Genomic DNA, 17,344 nt, shown 5'->3' with positions numbered 1-17,344 from the left:
ACGTTATCACGGTGAATCCAGCAGCTCACTGGAACCGCTGTGCCAGTGGCGGATGGCTAGCTGAACGGCGCGGACCAGCATCAGCACGAACCCCAGCATCACGATGTAGTAGAGATAGCTCTTGGGGATATCCACGGATGCCATCAGCGCCGTGGTCAGGCTGGACAGATTGAAGGTGAGCCATACCATGGCGGCAAAGAAGGCAATGTTGACCAGATCCACCAGTGTCGAAGCCGTTCGGGCCATCCACAACGGCATGTAGCGATAGAAGAACTCGACGGCGATCTGGGACCCCTTTCTCACCGTCATGGCGCCGCCCATGAAGCCCACCATCACCAAGAGGTAGCGGGCTATTTCCTCTGTCCAGGCAATGGAATTGCCCAGTACGTAGCGGCTAAAAAATTGGACGAAGACGTCCAGCGCCAGCACCCAGAACACCACAAGGGTGGCGTAATCCTCAACACCGTAGTCCCGCCACTCGAAGGCATCGTCTTCCTCGATCTGAAAACCGGAATCCCCGTCAGGCCATTTTTCTGTTGTCATATGATAGCTCCACAGAGAGCGCCACCCCATTGAAGGGGTGGCGCGTCGGCAACAAGAAGGAGATTACTGACCGATCGCCTGAAGACGGTCGTAGGTTTCCTGATCCCAGGTAGCGTCTTCACCAGTATGGTAGGGAATCACTGCTTCGCGGAAGGGCGTGGTATCGACTTCATTTACGGTCACCCCTTGATCCTCGAACCAGGCGACGAGGTCCTCCTCGGACTGGAGAATGTCTTCGGTGATCTCCTCACCGGCTTTCATGTAGACCTCGCGGAAGATCTCGCGATCCTCTTCGGACAGGCTATCCCAAAGCGATCCGCTGGCGATGGTGATCAACGAATCGGTGATGTGTCCGGTCAGGTTGATGTAGTCCTGCACCTCATAGAATGCCTTGGCCTTGATGGTGGGCAGCGGGTTCTCCTGAGCGTCGACCACGCCTTGCTGCAGTGCCAGATAGACCTCGGCGAAGGCGATAGGGGTGGGATTGGCACCGACCGCCTCGGGGAACATCATGTACATGGGCGCATTGGGCGTGCGGATCTTCAGATCCTGCATGTCCTCGGGGGTATTGATCGGCTTGTTGGAGGTGACGTGGCGCCGGCCATAATAGTTCATGGCCAGTGGCACGTTGCCGGTGGCGTCCTGGTAGCCCTGGGCGATCTCCTTGAAGAGCTCGCTGTCGGCATAGGCCTGCCAGTGGTCGAAGTCGCGGAACATGTAGGGTGCACCGGCGATGCCGATCGGACCGTAGAAGCGACCGGCGAACTGGTTGCCGGTATAGATCAAGTCAACGGTCCCCAGCTGCAGGCCTTCGTTGATATCCGCTTCCTTGCCCAGCGAGGAGGCCGGATGCACGTTGATGGAGTAGCGGCCATCGGTGCGCTTCTCGATCTGCTCTGCCGCCCACAGGGCCCATTCGTGGTAGGGCTCCGTTGTCTCGTAAACGTGGGCGAAGTTCAGCTCCTTGGCCTGGGCGGCACCGCCCAGGCTGACGCCGCCGGCGATTAGAAGGACCGTCATCACCCGGGACAGCGTGAACTGGCGTTGGTTCTTGTCGCTCATGTTGTACTCCTCACAACCGTTGAGTTTGTTCTGTTTATGGCTGGAATGGTGGCGCATCCATGATCGGTTCGATGGCTCTCGCGTGCTTACCTGAGCGTCTGTCTGTATACGTATCATACCACCGATTTCAAACTAGCCCTTCCCGCAGCCCCGCGCAACCAGCGGCGGACCTATCGGCATGCGCCTTTAGTGGAAGGTGCGGTGCAAACGTTGTAACAGGTCCGGCGCTCCGAAGCCGCCTGCCTTGGTCATCACACGGCGCATCGGCTCTCCATCGAGACAGCCAAGCGCCACGCCGGGCGCCCACTCCGCCTCCACGCTGATCGATGTGACACCGAGTCGCGACAGCGTGGCCATGGCGATATCCCCACCGGTCAGAAACAGCAGGGTCTCTCGGCCATGCGGCCAGCCCTCCAGAGTGCGCGCAACGCCTTCGGCCATGGCCTGCGCCACCTCTGCGGCTCCGACCATGTCGGTGTCACCCAGCGCCCCCGAGGTGCCGCCACCGGATATCGTGCCGGGCACTAGCAGCGCAGCATCACCCGCCGGGATAGCGCACGACGGGCTCAGCGCCTCAATCACCGGCAGCGACGGTACCTCGCAACGCAACCTGGCAAGCTGCTCGGCGGCTCGCGGGCTTCGCGAGCCCACTACATAGAGCACTGCCCTCACACTGGACAGGGAACGATGGTTGGCACGCAGACGCCCGAAGCATCGCTGCGCCATGGCCGTGGCCAGGCCTGCTGCCCCCACCATCAGCCGAGGAATACCAGCCGCCAGCGTCGCGTCATAGAGACGAGCCAGAGCTCGGTCGCTATCAGCATCTGCCACCGCATCACCCTGGGGCAATGCGCCCTCATCACCGGCGTAGCGGGCCAGCGTCATCCCGCCAGCGTTGAAGGCGCTGTCGAGCGGGCCGCTCAGCGGCGCCGAACGCGCATCGGCCTGATAGGCGCTGTCGGCCAGGCGAACGCCATCCACCCAAACCTGCGCATCACGCACCACGCGGCCCTGGGCGGGTACCGCCGGGGCCAGCAGCAAGGCTCGCCCCGTCGCTTCGCGCATGGCAAGGCACTCGGCCACTATCTGGCCGCGCAGGGTCGAATCGATCTTCTTGAACCAGGCAGCCGGCGTAGCCCTTGCGAGGCGACGGGTCGTGTCGGCAACCCGTTGGGCGGCCTCTGCGGCGCCCAGATGACGGGATTGGGTGTTCACCGCAATCACATCAGGCCAGGCGCCTTCCCAGCTCGCCAACACGTCGTCCAGCACCGCCGGAGAGATCACCACCCGCGCATCGGCGCCTCGCGCGGCAAAGGGGGCCGTGGCATCCAGCGCGCCGGTCAGGTCATCGGCAACGATGGCCAGCCGGCAGCCGGTCATGCGCTGGTTCATGGCGCTGACGCCTCATCTCTGCCTGCCACCAGGCGACGCGCATAGGCGATGGCGGCGCCCATGTTGGTGGCATCCGCCTTGCCCTGCCAGGCGATGTCGAAGGCGGTACCGTGATCCACCGAGGTCCGCTGGATCGGCAGGCCGAGACTGACATTCACCGTCGTGTCGAAGGCGATCAGCTTGACCGGGATATGGCCCTGATCGTGATACTGCGCCACCACCAGGTCGAACTCGCCCTGCGAAGCACGATAGAAGACGGTGTCGGCGGAGATCGGGCCACTGATGTCGAACCCACGCGCCTTGAGGGCCTCGACGGCCGGCGCGATGTAGCGCATGTCCTCGTCGCCGAAAATACCGCCTTCGCCGCAGTGCGGATTGAGGCCGGCCACCGCAATGCGCGGGTTGGCCATTCCCAGGGACTTGAGATGTTCGTGCCCGGCCTCGACGGTGGCGATGATCCGCTCGGGCGTCACCCGGTCGATGGCCTCGCGCAGCGACACATGAGTCGACACATGCAGGGTCGACAGGTGCTCGGAGGCCAGCAGCATGAACGATGACGGCGCGCCGGTCAGCGCGGCCAGCATCCCGGTGTGGCCGTCATAATGGTGGCCAGCCGCATGCAGCGCGGCCTTGTTGAGTGGCGCGGTGACGATCACCCCGGCCCGGCCGCTCTGCACCAGTTCCACGGCTGACCGGACGCAACGAAAGGCCATGTCGCCGGCAGCGGCACTGATCTCGCCATCGGGAATCCCGACACCTTCCGGCGCCTCGACCACGGCGACAGCCACGCTGTCATCGTCCTGCGCTTTCTGGTCGAGCGGAACGAAGGTGAGCGTGGTTCCGATGGTGTCCGCGGCACGACGATAGATCGCCGGGTCACCGACGACCAGGCTGCTGGCCCGTTCAGCCGACGACATGGCCGCCAGGGCACGACAGATGATCTCCGGCCCGATACCGGCCGGGTCTCCCATGGTGATGGCGATGTCGTAGGTGTGCGATGAATGTTTCATGGCATCAGTTGCCCACCGTTGACTTCGATCACCTGGCCTGTGACATAACCGCTCATGCTTTCGGTGCCCAGAAATACGTAGGCGCCAACACACTCCTCAGCACTGCCCAGACGGCCCTGGGGAATCGACGCCCGTGCCGCCTCCATCTGGGTATCATTGGAGTGGCGCTCGTGGAAATCCGTGGTGATCACGCCGGGTGCCACGGCATTGACACGGATATTGTCGCCGGCGAGTTCCTTGGCCATGTTGCGGGTCAGGGTGGTCACGAACCCCTTCGCCGAGGCGTAGAGACCCGCGCCGGGACCACCGCCATTGCGCGCGGCAATCGAGCCGGTATGGATGATGTTGCCGCGACCGGCGCGACGGAAATAGGGCAACGCGGCTCGGCTGGCCATCACTACCGACCGGGCGTTGAGGTCCATCACGCGGTCATACTGCGTATCGTCCATCTCATCCAGCGTTACCCGGCCAAGCATGTCGCCGGCATTGTTGATCAGCAGGTCCAGACCGCCAAGCCGCTCGGCGGCCTCGTCGACCAAGCGAGTGGCTTCGGCTGAACGGCTGATGTCACCCTTCACCGTAAAGGCTTCGCCATGCGTTTCGCGTATCGCCTTGGCCACGGCTTCAGCGCCCTCGGCACTGGCGTGGTAATGCACCGCCACATGAGCCCCAAGGGCACCGAGCTGTCTGGCCACGGCAGCCCCGATACCCCGGCTTGCGCCGGTCACCAGTACGCGCTTGCCTTTCCATTCCTCCAGCATTGCCGTCTCCCGTTCTTGTCGGTAGGGGTGGGGGCTCCTCTCTTGGCATCAGGCTATCGGGCATCAGGCTATCGACCCGGGGCCACGCCATGGACTAGAGTGAAGCCATTGGCATACCTGTCATACATCACTACACCAATAACATGATAGTCGAGCGCTGGCGAGATGCCAGCGACCTTTCCCAGGAGGCTCCATGACCCTTTCCGACGCCCACCATCGTCCGGCATCAGACTATCTGCCAAACGACCTTGAGCGCGCCCTACTGGTAGGCCGCGCCTGGTGCGAGTCCCCACGCCCCGGGCCGGTACTCTTCGTGATCCGTGACGGTGAGGCCATTGATGTCACCCATCTTGGCCCCACGATGGCCGATCTGCTGGATCATGCCGATGTGGAGAGCACCCTGCGGCATACCGATGGGGCCTCGCTGGGGTCCGTAGAAAGCCTGTTGGAAAACTCATTATCCACGCCCCAGCGTCCGCCCTTCCTGCTGGCACCCTGCGATGTCCAGGCGGTGAAGGCCTGTGGCGTCACTTTCGCGGTGAGTCTGCTGGAGCGGGTCATCGAGGAACAGGCCGGCGGCGACGCGACACGGGCCAGCGAGCTGCGTGCCGAACTTCAGGCGCTCATCGGCAGCAACTTGTCACGCATCGTGCCGGGTTCTGAAGAGGCGATGGCGCTCAAGCGAGAGCTTCAGGCCCGTGGCGGCTGGTCACAGTACATGGAAGTGGGAATTGGCCCGGACGCCGAGGTATTCACCAAGGCACAGCCGCTCTCTTCGGTGGGCTTCGGGGCCAGCGTGGGCCTTCACCCGGCATCGCAGTGGAACAACCCCGAACCGGAAATCGTCCTGGCGGTTGATAGCCACGGCAATGTCAAAGGCGCGACACTCGGCAATGACGTCAACCTGCGCGACATCGAGGGGCGCAGCGCCCTTCTGCTCGGCAAGGCCAAGGACAACAATGCATCGAGCGCCATTGGTCCCTTCATCCGACTATTCGACAACCGCTTCGGTATCGATGAAGTACGCCGGGCGCAGGTCTCGTTACGCATCGAGGGGCAAGACGATGGCTTCCGGCTGGAGGGCGAGAGCGACATGGCCGAAATCAGCCGTGACCCCCTGGACCTGGTGAAGCAGACCCTGGGCACCCACCACCAGTATCCCGACGGTGTCATGCTCTACCTTGGCACCATGTTTTCCCCGATCCAGGACCGAGACGGCGAGAGCCAGGGCTTCACCCACCACCTCGGTGACATCGTCACAATCTCGACACCCGCCCTTGGAGCGCTGGTCAACAACGTCGGCAGAAGTGATCAGCTCCCGCCCTGGACCTACGGCATACGCGAACTGATGCGATACCTCGCCGGCCGCTGAGCGTCTCGGCGGACAACGCCTGCCCCTTTCTTTGTCAGGAGGGGCGAAACCGTGCGGCCAGCTTGCGCATAGCGTCGGTCAATAGCAGTGCATCCACACCCACGCCGACGAAAGTGCAGCCCGCGTCCACGTAGCCGCGTGCCGCTTGCTCATCCAGGGTGATGATGCCTGCCGCCTTGCCGGCCGCGCGAATCCGGGCAATGGCCGACTCGATGGCGCGCACCACCTCCGGATGCCCCGGCTGGCACCGGTAGCCCATCGCGGCCGACAGGTCGGCAGGACCGATGAAGATGCCATCGACCCCCTCCACAGCGGCGATCGCTTCGATCTCTTCGAGGGCGCCAGGGCTCTCCACCTGCAGGATCAGGCATACTTCGTCATCCGCTTGCTCCAAATAGTCCTCTATCTGCCCCCACCGCGACGCGCGCGCCAGCATGCTGCCCATACCCCGAATCCCCTCGGGCGGATAACGCGTTGCAGCAACCAGGGCGGCAGCTTGTTGGGCACTCTCCACCATAGGGATGAGAAGGTTCTGCACACCGATATCCAGATACTGTTTGATCAGCACCGGATCACCATAAGGCGGCCGAACCACCGGCTGACTATCGTAGGGAGCGACAGCCTGTAATTGGCCCAGGAGACTCTGCACGTCATTAGGGGCATGCTCGCCATCCAGTAGCAGCCAGTCGAAGCCGGCGGTAGCCGCCAGCTCGGCGACATAAGGACTCGCCAGCCCCAGCCAGATCCCGGTCATGACCTCACCGGCCAGCAGCCGTTGCTTGAAGTCGTTCGTGGGCATTTGCATGGGTCAAGATTCCTTGTTGAGGACGGGTGCCCCGGAAGGGGCCAGCAACGTCAGCCGGTCGCCGGCAGGTAGGGGGCGCCCGCCAGGCGGCGGACTTCGACGTGGGAGAGCCAGTCGATGTCCCGGGCACGGGCCTCGAGGCGGTGGATCACCGCGTCGCTGTCGCGGGGCGACTGCTCGTCCAGGCAGATCACCACCGTGACCGCGCCCTCCAGGTAGTGCAGCTCCATCTCGCGGATCTCCGGCCAGACATCCAGCGCCGCCCAGCGCTCCGCCAGGGCCGCCTCCACCTCGGGGCGCAGTGGCAGTCCCGGGAAGCGGCTGGGATCGCCCTCTCCGGCATCGTCCTCGGGGTCGATGTGGAAGGTAAGGTCGGTGAGGGCGGGGAAGGCATTGCGCAGGCAGCGGCTCACCTCGTTACCGATCTCGTGGCCCTCGGAGACGCTGATCCGCGGCGACACCACCACGTGCAGGTCGAGCATGGTGTGTCCGGCCGACTGGCGGGTGCGCAGGTCGTGGATGCCCTCGACGCCGGCCACGCTTTTCGCCACCTGGCGCATCTCCTCCTGGGTGGCCACCGGCAGGGCGGTATCCACCAGCTCCCGGCCCGACTCCCACAGCAGGTCCCAGCCCACCTTGCCGACCATCATGCCGACGATCACTGCCGCCACGGTGTCGATCCAGGAGGCGCCGAACTGGCTGCCCACCAGGGCGACCATCACCACGCCAGTGGAGAGCACGTCGCTGCGGTGGTGCCAGGCGTTGGCCTCGAGCATCTTCGAGCCGATGCGGCGCGCCACCCGGCGTGTCACGTGGAAGAGCCACTCCTTGGAGACTAGCGCCAGGGCCGTCAACAGGATCGCCCAGACGCCGGGCGGCGGAATCTCGGCGGCAGAGAACAGGCGCGCCACGCTCGACCAGGCGATACCGCCGGCCACGAAGATCAGCACGCTGCCCAGGAACAGGGTGGCCAGGGTCTCGATGCGGCCGTGGCCGTAGTGGTGGTCGTGGTCGGGCCCCTGGTGACCATAGTGGGAAGCGGCGAGCACGAAGCAGTCGGTCACCAGGTCGGAGAAGGAGTGTATGCCGTCGGCGATCAGCGCGGCGGAGCCGACCATCCCGCCGACAATGATCTTGGCCACACCGAGCAGGGTGTTGACCACCACGGACAGGAAGGTAACGCGCTGTGTCGCCTGATGCTTTTCGGGGTTGGTCTGCATGATCGTTCCTTGGGACGCTCCCCTGGACAAGCCGCCGGACGAGGCGGCCAGCAAATGGTACCGAAAAGGTCCAAATTGGCACAAGGCATCGATGTGCCCGATGTCTCCCCATGCGCTTGGTCGCCACATTTTTTCGGGATGGTGGTCAGCAGGTGATGGAAAGCCCCCGCGCCTTGAAGGTTTCCAACTGGTCGCGGTAGCTGAGCCAGGGCTTGTTATATCGCTCACCGGGATTTCCTGCCGTCGTCCTCATCGTTTACGTCACCGCCTGTTCCACCACCGCCCCGGCCAGCTGATTGCGGGTCTCGCCGGCCTCGCCCAGGCGGGCCTTGAGTCGGTCGCATAGGGCCATCAGTTCGTCGACTTGTTCGATTATCCGTCGTTGCTCTTCAAGCGGAGGAACTGGCACCGTGCAGCTTCGTAGCTGAGTTTTGTTAATGGAGGCAAGGTTGGTTGTCTGCTTGCTTGAGTCAGCGAAATACTCCCTGGCAAAGCCAGAATTAAGATATTTCTCAATCCACTGTTCATTTTGCTCGCCCAAAATGAGTCTAGCGCGAAACACATGGTTTTGATGGGCCATCGGATCGATTTCTGCATTCCATATAGCCGTTCTTCCCACCTTGTCCCAGTCGCCACCCTCAGTAATCAAAAGGTCTCTCTTTTTGACCGAGTATTTTTCCGCCTCATCGCAGGCTATTTCAATTTCCTTGACTTCGCTAAGATCAAGCCTTCCTCTTTGGACATTAGCCACCCTTAGATAGGGAAGCCAAGTAGTCTTCTTTCCATTATTTTTTTTCCCCTTTGCAATACCGCTCTGGATATCGGTGATGTCATCCATACGTGATATGACCCATCCAGCGGGTATCTCAAAGGGATATTCATTGTCAGCTATTTCTGGCAGTGGCTTCTGTTTTCTGATCTTCCCTTCCTTAACCAGCCGAGCCTTCTCCTCGGCGATTCGCTCCAGCAGCACGCTGGCGGGTTCGTCTTCAGAGTTCTGTGGCACCAGCCGCCCCATCACCGCCAGCTGGAGGATGGTCTGCTTGAGCTTGTCGATGCTGGCTTCGGTGGTGAAAAGCGTATCGAAATGCTCCACAACAAGCGGTGGCTTTTTTCTGTCTTCGGTGGTGTCTTCAGCATGGCCGAGGGCGTCGCCGAGGATGGTCTTGAGCTGGTCGCGGAGTTCCTGGATCTCGGCCTGCTGGCGGGCGTAGGTCGCCAGCAGTTCGTCGGGGTCGTGGCTGATCTGCTCGCCCTGGTGGGGGTTCTTGATGTCCAGGTTGTAGTGGCGCGCCTCGATCTCCTCGATGGGCACACGCCAGGCCTGCTCGGTCTCCTGGCGGCCGGCGAAGCCGTCTGATTCGCTGCCCCACCAGTCTATCTCGGCCTGGAACTCCTCGACCTTCATCGGCCGGGTCTTGCTATAGTTCTTCACGCCCTCGGGGTAGGGGTGCTCGTAATACCACACGGCCTCGGTGGGCCGACCCTTGGTGAAGAACAGCAGGTTGGTCTTGATACCGGTGTAGGGATTGAACACCCCGTTGGGCAGGCGAACGATGGTGTGCAGGTTGCACTCGGTCAGCAGCTTCTCCTTGAGGCGGGTCTTCATGCCCTCGCCGAACAGGAAGCCGTCCGGCAGCACCACCGCGGCACGGCCGTTATCCTTGAGCAGGTGAATGAACAGCGTCAGGAACAGATCGGCGGTCTCGCGGGTGCGGAAGGCCTGGGGGAAGTTGGTTTCGATGCCGTCCTCCTCCATGCCGCCGAAGGGCGGATTGGCGACGATGACATCCACCCGCTCCCTGGGGCCCCAGCTGATCAGCGGGCGCGCCAGGGTGTTGTCGTGCCGGATCTGGCTGGGCACCTCGATGCCGTGGAGGATCAGGTTGGTGGTGGCCAGCAGGTGGGGCAGCGGCTTCTTCTCCACGCCGTGGATGCTGCGCTGGAGGACCTGCTCGTCCTGGGGCGTGGTCACGTAGTGCTTGCGCTTGTGCTCGATGGTGCAGGTGAGAAAGCCGCCGGTGCCGCAGGCCGGGTCCATCACGATCTCGTCGAGCCTGGGGTCGACCCGGTCGACCATGAAGCGGGTGACCGCCCGCGGCGTGTAGAACTCCCCGGCGTTGCCGGCGCTCTGCAGGTCCTTGAGGATCTGCTCGTACATGTCGCCCAGCTCGTGGCGCTCGCTGGCCTTGTTGACGTTCACGCCCTCCTGCAGCTTGTTGATGACCTGGCGCATCAGCTGGCCGGACTTCATGTAGTTGTAGGCGTCCTCGAAGACGTTGCGGATCACCACGCCGCGGCTGTCGTCGCCGCGGGGCTGCAGCTGCTGAAGGCCGGGGAACAGCATGGTGTCGACGAAGTCCTTGAGCTCGTCGCCGGTGATGCCCTCGGGATCGGCGGCCCAGTGGCGCCAGCGCAGCGGCTCGGGAATCGGCGAGCGATAGGCGTCATCGAGGATCTCCCACTCCTGCTCGCGGTCATCGAAGATCTTCAGGAACAGCATCCAGACCAGCTGGCCGATGCGCTGGGCGTCGCCGTCCACGCCCACGTCCTTGCGCATGATGTCCTGGATGGATTTGATGGTGCTGCTGATGGCCATGTTCTCGGGTGTTCCCTGGTCTCTGGTGCAAATAGCATAACCGCGATCAGCTGCCGGATTGGTAGAGGGCGTCTTCCAGCTCGTGCAGCGCGCGAGTATAGCCAGGCTTGCCGCCGAAGGCGGTGACCAGCTCGGTGACCGTGCCAATCTCGTTAAAGGGCGCGACGTTGAGCACGTTGATATCCTCGATGGGCGTGATGCCGGCATCGGCGTACTTGTCGACCAGGGATTCCAGCACCTGGCGGGCCTGGCCCTCGTAGCGATTGAAGATATCGCGTTTCCTGACCCGCTCGGCACGCTCGCGGCGGGTCAGCGGCGGGCGGTCGAAGGCGATGTGGCAGATCACGTCGAAGGGGTCGGGCTCGTCGCCGAGCCTGTCGCCCAGCTCCTTGATCAGGTCCTCCCAGAAGATGCCGTTCTCCTCCAGCTCCTCGAGGATCACCTGCTTGCGCTCGGCATCCTGCCAGCGGCGCAGGAAGTCGTCCAGCGAGGCGAACTGCTCCTTGACCTTCTTGCGGGTGTAATCGCGCAGGCTCTCGGTGATCAGCTTGCCGTCCGGGCCCAGGTACTGCACCCGCTCGGTCACCACGCTGACCGCCACGTCGTCGACCACATACTTGCGCCGCGGCTCGGGTTCCGGCGGCGGGCCGAGCGAGCCGGTATCGTCGGTCTCCCAGGTGGCGCCCTCCTCCAGCTCGTAGCCGCCCCAGCCCTCCTCGACGCCTTCTGCCTGGGCGTCGGCGAGCGCCTCGGCGCTATCGCCGGCTTCCACGCCATCCTCCGTCAGTTCATCATCCGGCGCGATGGGGTCGTCGCCCGTCGGCTGGTAGACCTTCACCGGCTCGCCGTCGAAGTCGGGGTCGGCGAACAGCTCGGTGGCCTTCTTGAAATCGAGGATGGTGAACCAGTGCTTGTGGTAGTCGTCGTTGATGCGGGTGCCGCGGCCGATGATCTGCTTGAACTCGGTCATCGACTGGATGCGCTGGTCGAGCACGATCAGCTTGCAGGTCTGGGCGTCGACGCCGGTGGTCATCAGCTTGCTGGTGGTGGCGATGACCGGATAGGTCTCCTCGGGGTTGATGAAGTTGTCGAGCTCCGCCTTGCCCTCGGCCTCGTCGCCAGTGATGCGCATCACGTACTTGCGGTTCTCGGCCACCCGCCTGGGGTTCATGTTCACCAGCGCCTGGCGCATGCGCTCGGCGTGGTCGATGTCCTCGCAGAAGACGATGGTCTTCTGGTAGGGGTCGCTGCCCTCCAGGAAGTCGGTGATCCGGCGGGCCACCAGTTCGGTGCGCTTGCCCAGCACCAGCTGGCGGTCGAAATCCTTCTGGTTGTAGATGCGGTCCTCGATCTCCTGGCCGAGCGTGTCGCGCTGGCCCTTGCTGGGCCGCCAGCCCTGGAGGTCGCGGTCGATATCCACCCGCACCACCTTGTAGGGGGCGAGGAAGCCGTCTTCGATGCCCTGCCTGAGCGAGTAGGTGTAGACCGGCGCGCCGAAGTAATCGATGTTGGAGACCTCTTTCGTCTCCTTGGGCGTGGCGGTCAGGCCGATATGGGTGGCCGAGGAGAAGTATTCGAGGATCGAGCGCCAGGCGGAGTCCACCGCCGCGCTGCCGCGGTGGCATTCGTCGATGACGATCAGGTCGAAGAAGTCCGGCGAGAACTGCTTGTAGATGTTCTGCGCCTCCTCGCTGCCGGTGACCGCCTGGTAGAGCGAGAGGTAGATCTCGTAGGACTTGTCCACCGTGCGGTTGGTGACCTTGGTCATGGCCTGGCCGAACGGCTTGAAGTCGTTGTTCTTCGTCTGGTCGACCAGGATATTGCGGTCGGCCAGAAACAGGATTCGCTTCTTCTGCTTGGCCTTCCACAGCCGCCAGATGATCTGGAAGGCGGTGAAGGTCTTGCCAGTGCCGGTGGCCATCACCAGCAGGATGCGGTCCTGGCCGCGGGCCACCGCTTCCACGGCGCGGTTGATGGCGATGCGCTGGTAGTAGCGCGGGCTTCGGCCGCTGCCGTCATCGTAGTAGGGTTGCTCGACCACCGGGCGCTGGGCGGGGCCGATGCCCTTGTACTGGCAATAGCGCTCCCAGAGTTCATCCGGCGAGGGGAAATCGTCCAGGCCAAGCACAGTCTCGGTCTGGCCACCCAGGCCGGTGCGATCGTGGAACAGGAAGCCGTCGCCGTTGCTGGCAAACACGAAGGGCACGTCCAGGGCGTCGCTGTAGGCCAGCCCCTGCTGCATGCCGTCGCCCAGGGAGTGCTTGTTGTCCTTGGCCTCGATCACCGCAATGGGCTGGTGCTTCTGGTAGCTCAGCAGGTAGTCGGCGCGGCGCCGCTTGCCCCGGGTGTGCAGCCGCCCGCGCACGATGATGCGCCCGGCGGTGAACGACACCTCCTCACGCACCTGCACCTGGATATCCCAGCCGGCACGCTCCAGCGCCGGGGTGATGAACTTGGTGCAGATGTCCCGTTCGCTGAGGGCCTTCATATCCATGGCAGCATCCTGCTCGTCGATGGCGGGTCGGGCGTTGGTTACCCAAGCTTACGCTACCCGATCAGCCTAAGCATCCTGTGCTAGGCTGGGGTCATTCGTCGTGGAGGTTGGACAAGTGCCGGATGAATTACTCAGTTGGACGTAAATGCGTTGTGATGTCAGATTTCGACCAAAGCGGCCATGCTGGAAAAGGCAGCGAGCATCCCGGTCTATGTTATGTGGCATATACTATGAACGGTGTTACGCGCCAATGGGTACAGAGATGATCAGACCATGGGAAGATATTCGAAGATAAGGCAGAGGATTCTTTCGGGAGGCTCAGACACGAATATTGAGTTTTCCCAACTCTGCCAGCTTCTGGCTCGCCTCGGCTTCGAGGAGCGAGTGAGAGGTAGCCATCACATATTCAGTCAGGATGGAGTGGAAGAGATACTGAACCTACAGCCTAAGGGGAGCAGAGCCAAGCCCTATCAGGTCAAGCAGGTTCGCAACATCCTTGTCAAGTACAGATTGGGAGAGACTGATGTCGATTAAGTACGAGTTGATTATCTATTGGAGCGATGAAGACGAGTTCTTCGTCGTTGAAGTTCCGGAGCTTCCAGGCTGCATGGCTGATGGAGAAACCTACGAGCAGGCTGTAGCAAACGCCCAGCAGGTTATTGAAGAGTGGATCGAGACGGCGCGTGAGTTAGGTCGGCCGATCCCGGAGCCGAGAGGCAGGCTTCTTTATGCATAACAAGGCTATACAGCCGAAGTTAGAACTCCGAGCGGAGGAGATGGCCGGTTTACATCAATCCTTGCTGAATGACCGCTGTCTGTCGGATGAGTAATATTATTCTATGCTGATAAAAAATTTAGGCAGCTTTCGACCCAAGCTGACATGCAAAAAAAGCAATGAGGACAACGTAGTGAAGTCTCACGATATAGCTTCCGCGTTATGTACGCTAGATGTTAACCCATGCTTAATGACATAATACACGCCAATTTATACTGAAAAGAGTAATTAGGATGGCAATAGCTCAGCAAAAATTAGTATCTCTAAATGTGCGAAAGCTAAAAAACCTTGTTGAGTTAGATGTCGATTTTAGTGGTTCGCCAATAACCGCAATTCTCGGGCCCAATGGCAATGGCAAGTCGACAGTTCTACACGCACTTGCATGTGCTTATCAGCCGGTTTCCAATGGAGAAAACCATAAGTTTAGTAACTTCTTTCTGCCTAGTACAGATGCGCTGTGGAATGACTCATATCTAGAGATTACTCACACTTACAGAGACGGTGAAAATCTCCACGAAAATATAAAAACAGTCTACGAAAAAATGGCTCGCTGGACACCTAAGTACGCACGACAACCTAAGCGTGAGATATTCTACTTTGGGATTGATAAGTGCGTTCCAATGATTGAGCTAGAAAAAAAACAAGCCAAAATCAACTATTCGACAAATGAAGTTGATGAGAAAATATTTAATATTATACTCAGCAAAGCTTCTCAAATATTAAATAGAAAATATTTAAAGTATAATATCCATACTGCATCACGAAAGGATTTTATCGGAGTTGATGTTGAAGGGCTGAGGTACACGGCTTTAAGCATGAGCGCTGGAGAACAAAAAGTTTTCCATATTTTGACCAAGGTCTACAATGCCCCTAAAAACGCTCTAATTTTGATTGACGAGCTAGATTTGCTTCTTCATGACAAAGCCATGACAACGTTAATTAAAGTAATTCATGCTCGTTCGATAGAAAAAAGTCTCCAAATCGTATTCACGACGCACAGAGAGTCAGTTATTGCATTGTCAGATATTGTAAATATACGCCACTTGGTAAGCACATCTTCTAAAACATTATGCTTTAACGAGACTTACCCTGACGCTATAAATAGATTGACTGGGGAGCAGCCAAAGCCTTTAGAGATTTTTGTAGAAGATGATTTTTCTTCTGCAATAGTGAGCAAAGTTGCTGCTCAGCTAGGTGGTAAGCGTCTTGTTTCTATACAGCGTTATGGAGCTGCGATAAACAGCTTTACCGCAGTTTCAGGCTTGTTGTTTAGCAATCAAGTCATATCTGATTCTTTGTTTGTTTTGGACGGTGATGTTTACTCAACAGAGGAAAAAAAGAGAGACAGGTTAAAGAAGGTGATCACTGGCACAGATGACTTGGCAGAACGATATAGAGAAGCAGCTCTTCAGGCAATAAAGCAGTACCGGTTGCCAGAAAACATCAAGCCTGAGCCATTCCTTCATGGGGTTATCTGCAAAATTGGAAATGTGAAAAACGCTGAGCATCAAGAAATAATTGCAGCAGCTAATGATATTTGTGTTGCAGATGAAAGTCACAGGTACATTGACGATATTATCGAAAAGCTAGGCTTCGATCGCCAAGTAGGTTTAAGTAAGATTGTTGACTTAGTGTCTACAACACCTGATTGGGAAGAATATGTTGCTGATATTTATGAGTGGTTGCAGAACAAGATTCTGCCACTTATTGAGCCAAACTAAGGCGAGGCATAACAAGAAAATCAACTAAGTATCTTTGGTGCCGGAAGAGCTGCAGCGCGGAGGTAGTTTAGATGTTATATTTCAGAATTACCTCAATATCCACACTTGGCTGATAGGTGAATGTTAGGCTACGCTGATGTATGGTTGTATGCCAGTTTTTGACCCTAAGCTGACATGCAGGAAAAGGCGGCGATCACGTTCATTGGGGTTAGGAAAATTCATGCATAAAATACTGTATATTTTTGGAACCAGGCACGAGTATCAAAGGCCAGACCCTAAACTGGCTAAGAATCAAGTTGCTGCGTTCGAAGACGAACTCATTAAAATATGTTCAAAACTCTCTATCTGCGTTCTCTCAGAGGAAAACAACATAGAAGCACAGAAAGAGAGGGGATTGCCGGACTCAATAGCTTGGAAAGTTGCACAGTCCATTAGCATAAGTCATCTGTATTGCGACCCAGATAGGGCCCAAAGAAACGTAGCAGGTATTCGGCAAGCCAATGATGTTCGTATTGCAGGGTTCTTCGATGATCTAGGTGAAGATGAAATTGCTTCCCAAATCGATGAGTCCTACAAGTTACGAGAGCTTTTTTGGCTTAACGAAATAGGAAAAAAAGGTATGTGGCCAATCCTCCTTGTTTGTGGAGCAAACCATGTGCAGTCTTTGGCAGAGCAAGCTGGCTCAATGGGGATTCAGGTTCATGTTTTATATGAGGATTGGCATGCATAAAAAATCCAACCACAGCGACAGCTTTTCCGTTGCGGCTTCGCTTCCACTAAAAAGCTGCGCGTGTTGGCGGCGTTAGGCCGCTACGGTGATGGAGAACAAATGAAATTATTTGCGCCGAGAAGTGTGACCCTGAGTGTTCTTCTGTCAGGTGTGGTCCTCTCAGGGACTGCTATTGCTGAGGTTGGTGTGGTCGTCGCTGAAGATACTCCTGGCTGCGATTACTTCGTCGTTGAGACTTCTGGCGGCTATACGCTGCTTGAGTGGTACGGCGGCGTGATATCCATCTGGACGGGGGATAAGGTCTTTGGTGACCTGCATTCTTATGGATTCAAAGATATTCACATAGAGGGCAGAGGCGAAATGCAGGTCTGGCTAGAAGATTATTGGATGAGCGAAGACGACGCAGCGGAGTACTTTTACGGGAATTGTAACTAGGGCCGTCGTCCCCGTGATAAGCAGATGGGGGAATAGCATAACCATGCGCTGGAGGGCGACCGGCCAGCCCGTTAGTTCGGGACGCCCGGCGCCTCAATGTCCGCGTTACATCAGACCTTGCTGAACGACCATTTCTGGTTGGATAGCGACGGCCTAGAGGCTAAGCCGTCGCTGGTTCTCGCTAGACCTCTGTCTGCTCAGCCATGGCCAATGCGTCTTCCACCTCAATCCCTTGTCAACCCCGATTAGAACTGTCCGCCTTATACCGATCTAAGGTGTCCGGTTATTACCGATGGATGGCCAGTCCGATCAGCTCTCGGCCTCGGCTTCCTCCTCCTGGTCAGCGGTGGGTTGTGGCTCCATCTGCGGGCGCTGGTTGAGTAGACCGGCCTTGCGCTTCTCCTTGAGCCGGTAGCTCTCGCCCT

General features: G+C 59.3%; 14 protein-coding genes. 5 read left to right on the top strand and 9 right to left on the bottom strand.

Going from position 1 to position 17,344, the window contains the following annotated elements:
- Positions 1 to 6: 6 nt before the first annotated feature.
- The 5 genes from OP497_RS16510 to OP497_RS16490 form a co-directional block, all read right to left on the bottom strand.
- On the bottom strand, positions 7 to 543 hold the full coding sequence (locus OP497_RS16510; protein ID WP_280550407.1) for a TRAP transporter small permease: 537 nt from the start codon (positions 541 to 543) through the stop codon (positions 7 to 9).
- Positions 544 to 606: 63 nt separating this feature from the next.
- Positions 607 to 1,605: a sialic acid TRAP transporter substrate-binding protein SiaP gene (locus OP497_RS16505; protein ID WP_280550405.1), complete on the bottom strand. Its 999-nt coding sequence runs from the start codon at positions 1,603 to 1,605 to the stop codon at positions 607 to 609.
- Between the two features lie 186 nt (positions 1,606 to 1,791).
- Complete coding sequence (locus tag OP497_RS16500; protein WP_280550402.1) at positions 1,792 to 2,997, bottom strand: four-carbon acid sugar kinase family protein; 1,206 nt, start codon at positions 2,995 to 2,997, stop codon at positions 1,792 to 1,794.
- Positions 2,994 to 4,007 carry a 4-hydroxythreonine-4-phosphate dehydrogenase PdxA gene (gene pdxA, locus OP497_RS16495; protein WP_280550400.1) on the bottom strand — a complete coding sequence of 338 codons (1,014 nt, stop codon included), beginning with the start codon at positions 4,005 to 4,007 and terminating at the stop codon, positions 2,994 to 2,996. Before pdxA ends, OP497_RS16500 begins: the two co-directional genes overlap by 4 nt.
- Positions 4,004 to 4,768 carry an SDR family NAD(P)-dependent oxidoreductase gene (locus OP497_RS16490; RefSeq protein ID WP_280550399.1) on the bottom strand — a complete coding sequence of 255 codons (765 nt, stop codon included), beginning with the start codon at positions 4,766 to 4,768 and terminating at the stop codon, positions 4,004 to 4,006. Before OP497_RS16490 ends, pdxA begins: the two co-directional genes overlap by 4 nt.
- A 193-nt stretch (positions 4,769 to 4,961) precedes the next feature.
- On the opposite strand from OP497_RS16490, the gene OP497_RS16485 reads away from it, so the two are divergent.
- Entirely contained in the window at positions 4,962 to 6,140 is a 1,179-nt protein-coding gene (locus tag OP497_RS16485) for a fumarylacetoacetate hydrolase family protein (protein WP_280550397.1), read from the top strand.
- Positions 6,141 to 6,174: 34 nt separating this feature from the next.
- Here the strand turns inward: OP497_RS16485 and hpaI are convergent, their stop codons facing one another.
- The 4 genes from hpaI to OP497_RS16465 all read right to left on the bottom strand — a co-directional run bounded on the left by hpaI (position 6,175) and on the right by OP497_RS16465 (position 13,258).
- The gene (hpaI, locus tag OP497_RS16480; RefSeq protein WP_280550395.1) at positions 6,175 to 6,945 is read right to left on the bottom strand and encodes a 4-hydroxy-2-oxoheptanedioate aldolase; all 771 of its coding nucleotides are present in this window, start codon (positions 6,943 to 6,945) and stop codon (positions 6,175 to 6,177) included.
- A gap of 50 nt (positions 6,946 to 6,995) precedes the next feature.
- Positions 6,996 to 8,165, bottom strand: a complete 1,170-nt coding sequence (locus OP497_RS16475; RefSeq protein WP_280550394.1) for a cation diffusion facilitator family transporter — start codon at positions 8,163 to 8,165, stop codon at positions 6,996 to 6,998.
- 256 nt (positions 8,166 to 8,421) lie between these two features.
- Entirely contained in the window at positions 8,422 to 10,764 is a 2,343-nt protein-coding gene (locus tag OP497_RS16470; RefSeq protein WP_280550393.1) for an N-6 DNA methylase, read from the bottom strand.
- Between the two features lie 46 nt (positions 10,765 to 10,810).
- A complete protein-coding gene (locus OP497_RS16465) occupies positions 10,811 to 13,258 on the bottom strand; it encodes a DEAD/DEAH box helicase family protein (protein WP_280550392.1) in 2,448 nt (815 codons plus the stop codon).
- Between the two features lie 523 nt (positions 13,259 to 13,781).
- Here OP497_RS16465 and OP497_RS16460 point away from each other — a divergent pair.
- The 4 genes from OP497_RS16460 to OP497_RS16445 all read left to right on the top strand — a co-directional run bounded on the left by OP497_RS16460 (position 13,782) and on the right by OP497_RS16445 (position 16,919).
- Positions 13,782 to 13,994: a type II toxin-antitoxin system HicB family antitoxin gene (locus OP497_RS16460; RefSeq protein WP_280550391.1), complete on the top strand. Its 213-nt coding sequence runs from the start codon at positions 13,782 to 13,784 to the stop codon at positions 13,992 to 13,994.
- A gap of 272 nt (positions 13,995 to 14,266) precedes the next feature.
- Positions 14,267 to 15,754, top strand: a complete 1,488-nt coding sequence (locus OP497_RS16455) for an AAA family ATPase (protein ID WP_280550390.1) — start codon at positions 14,267 to 14,269, stop codon at positions 15,752 to 15,754.
- A gap of 220 nt (positions 15,755 to 15,974) precedes the next feature.
- Positions 15,975 to 16,484, top strand: coding sequence for a hypothetical protein (locus OP497_RS16450; protein ID WP_280550389.1), 510 nt, complete (start codon positions 15,975 to 15,977; stop codon positions 16,482 to 16,484).
- A 99-nt stretch (positions 16,485 to 16,583) separates the two neighbouring features.
- Complete coding sequence (locus tag OP497_RS16445; protein WP_280550386.1) at positions 16,584 to 16,919, top strand: hypothetical protein; 336 nt, start codon at positions 16,584 to 16,586, stop codon at positions 16,917 to 16,919.
- Positions 16,920 to 17,344 lie beyond the last annotated feature (425 nt).

It is taken from the genome of Halomonas sp. 11-S5, from assembly GCF_029889825.1.
Classification (GTDB): domain Bacteria; phylum Pseudomonadota; class Gammaproteobacteria; order Pseudomonadales; family Halomonadaceae; genus Halomonas.
The sequence above is the reverse complement of the archived record's forward strand: the minus strand, read 5'-3'. Positions and strand labels throughout refer to the sequence as shown.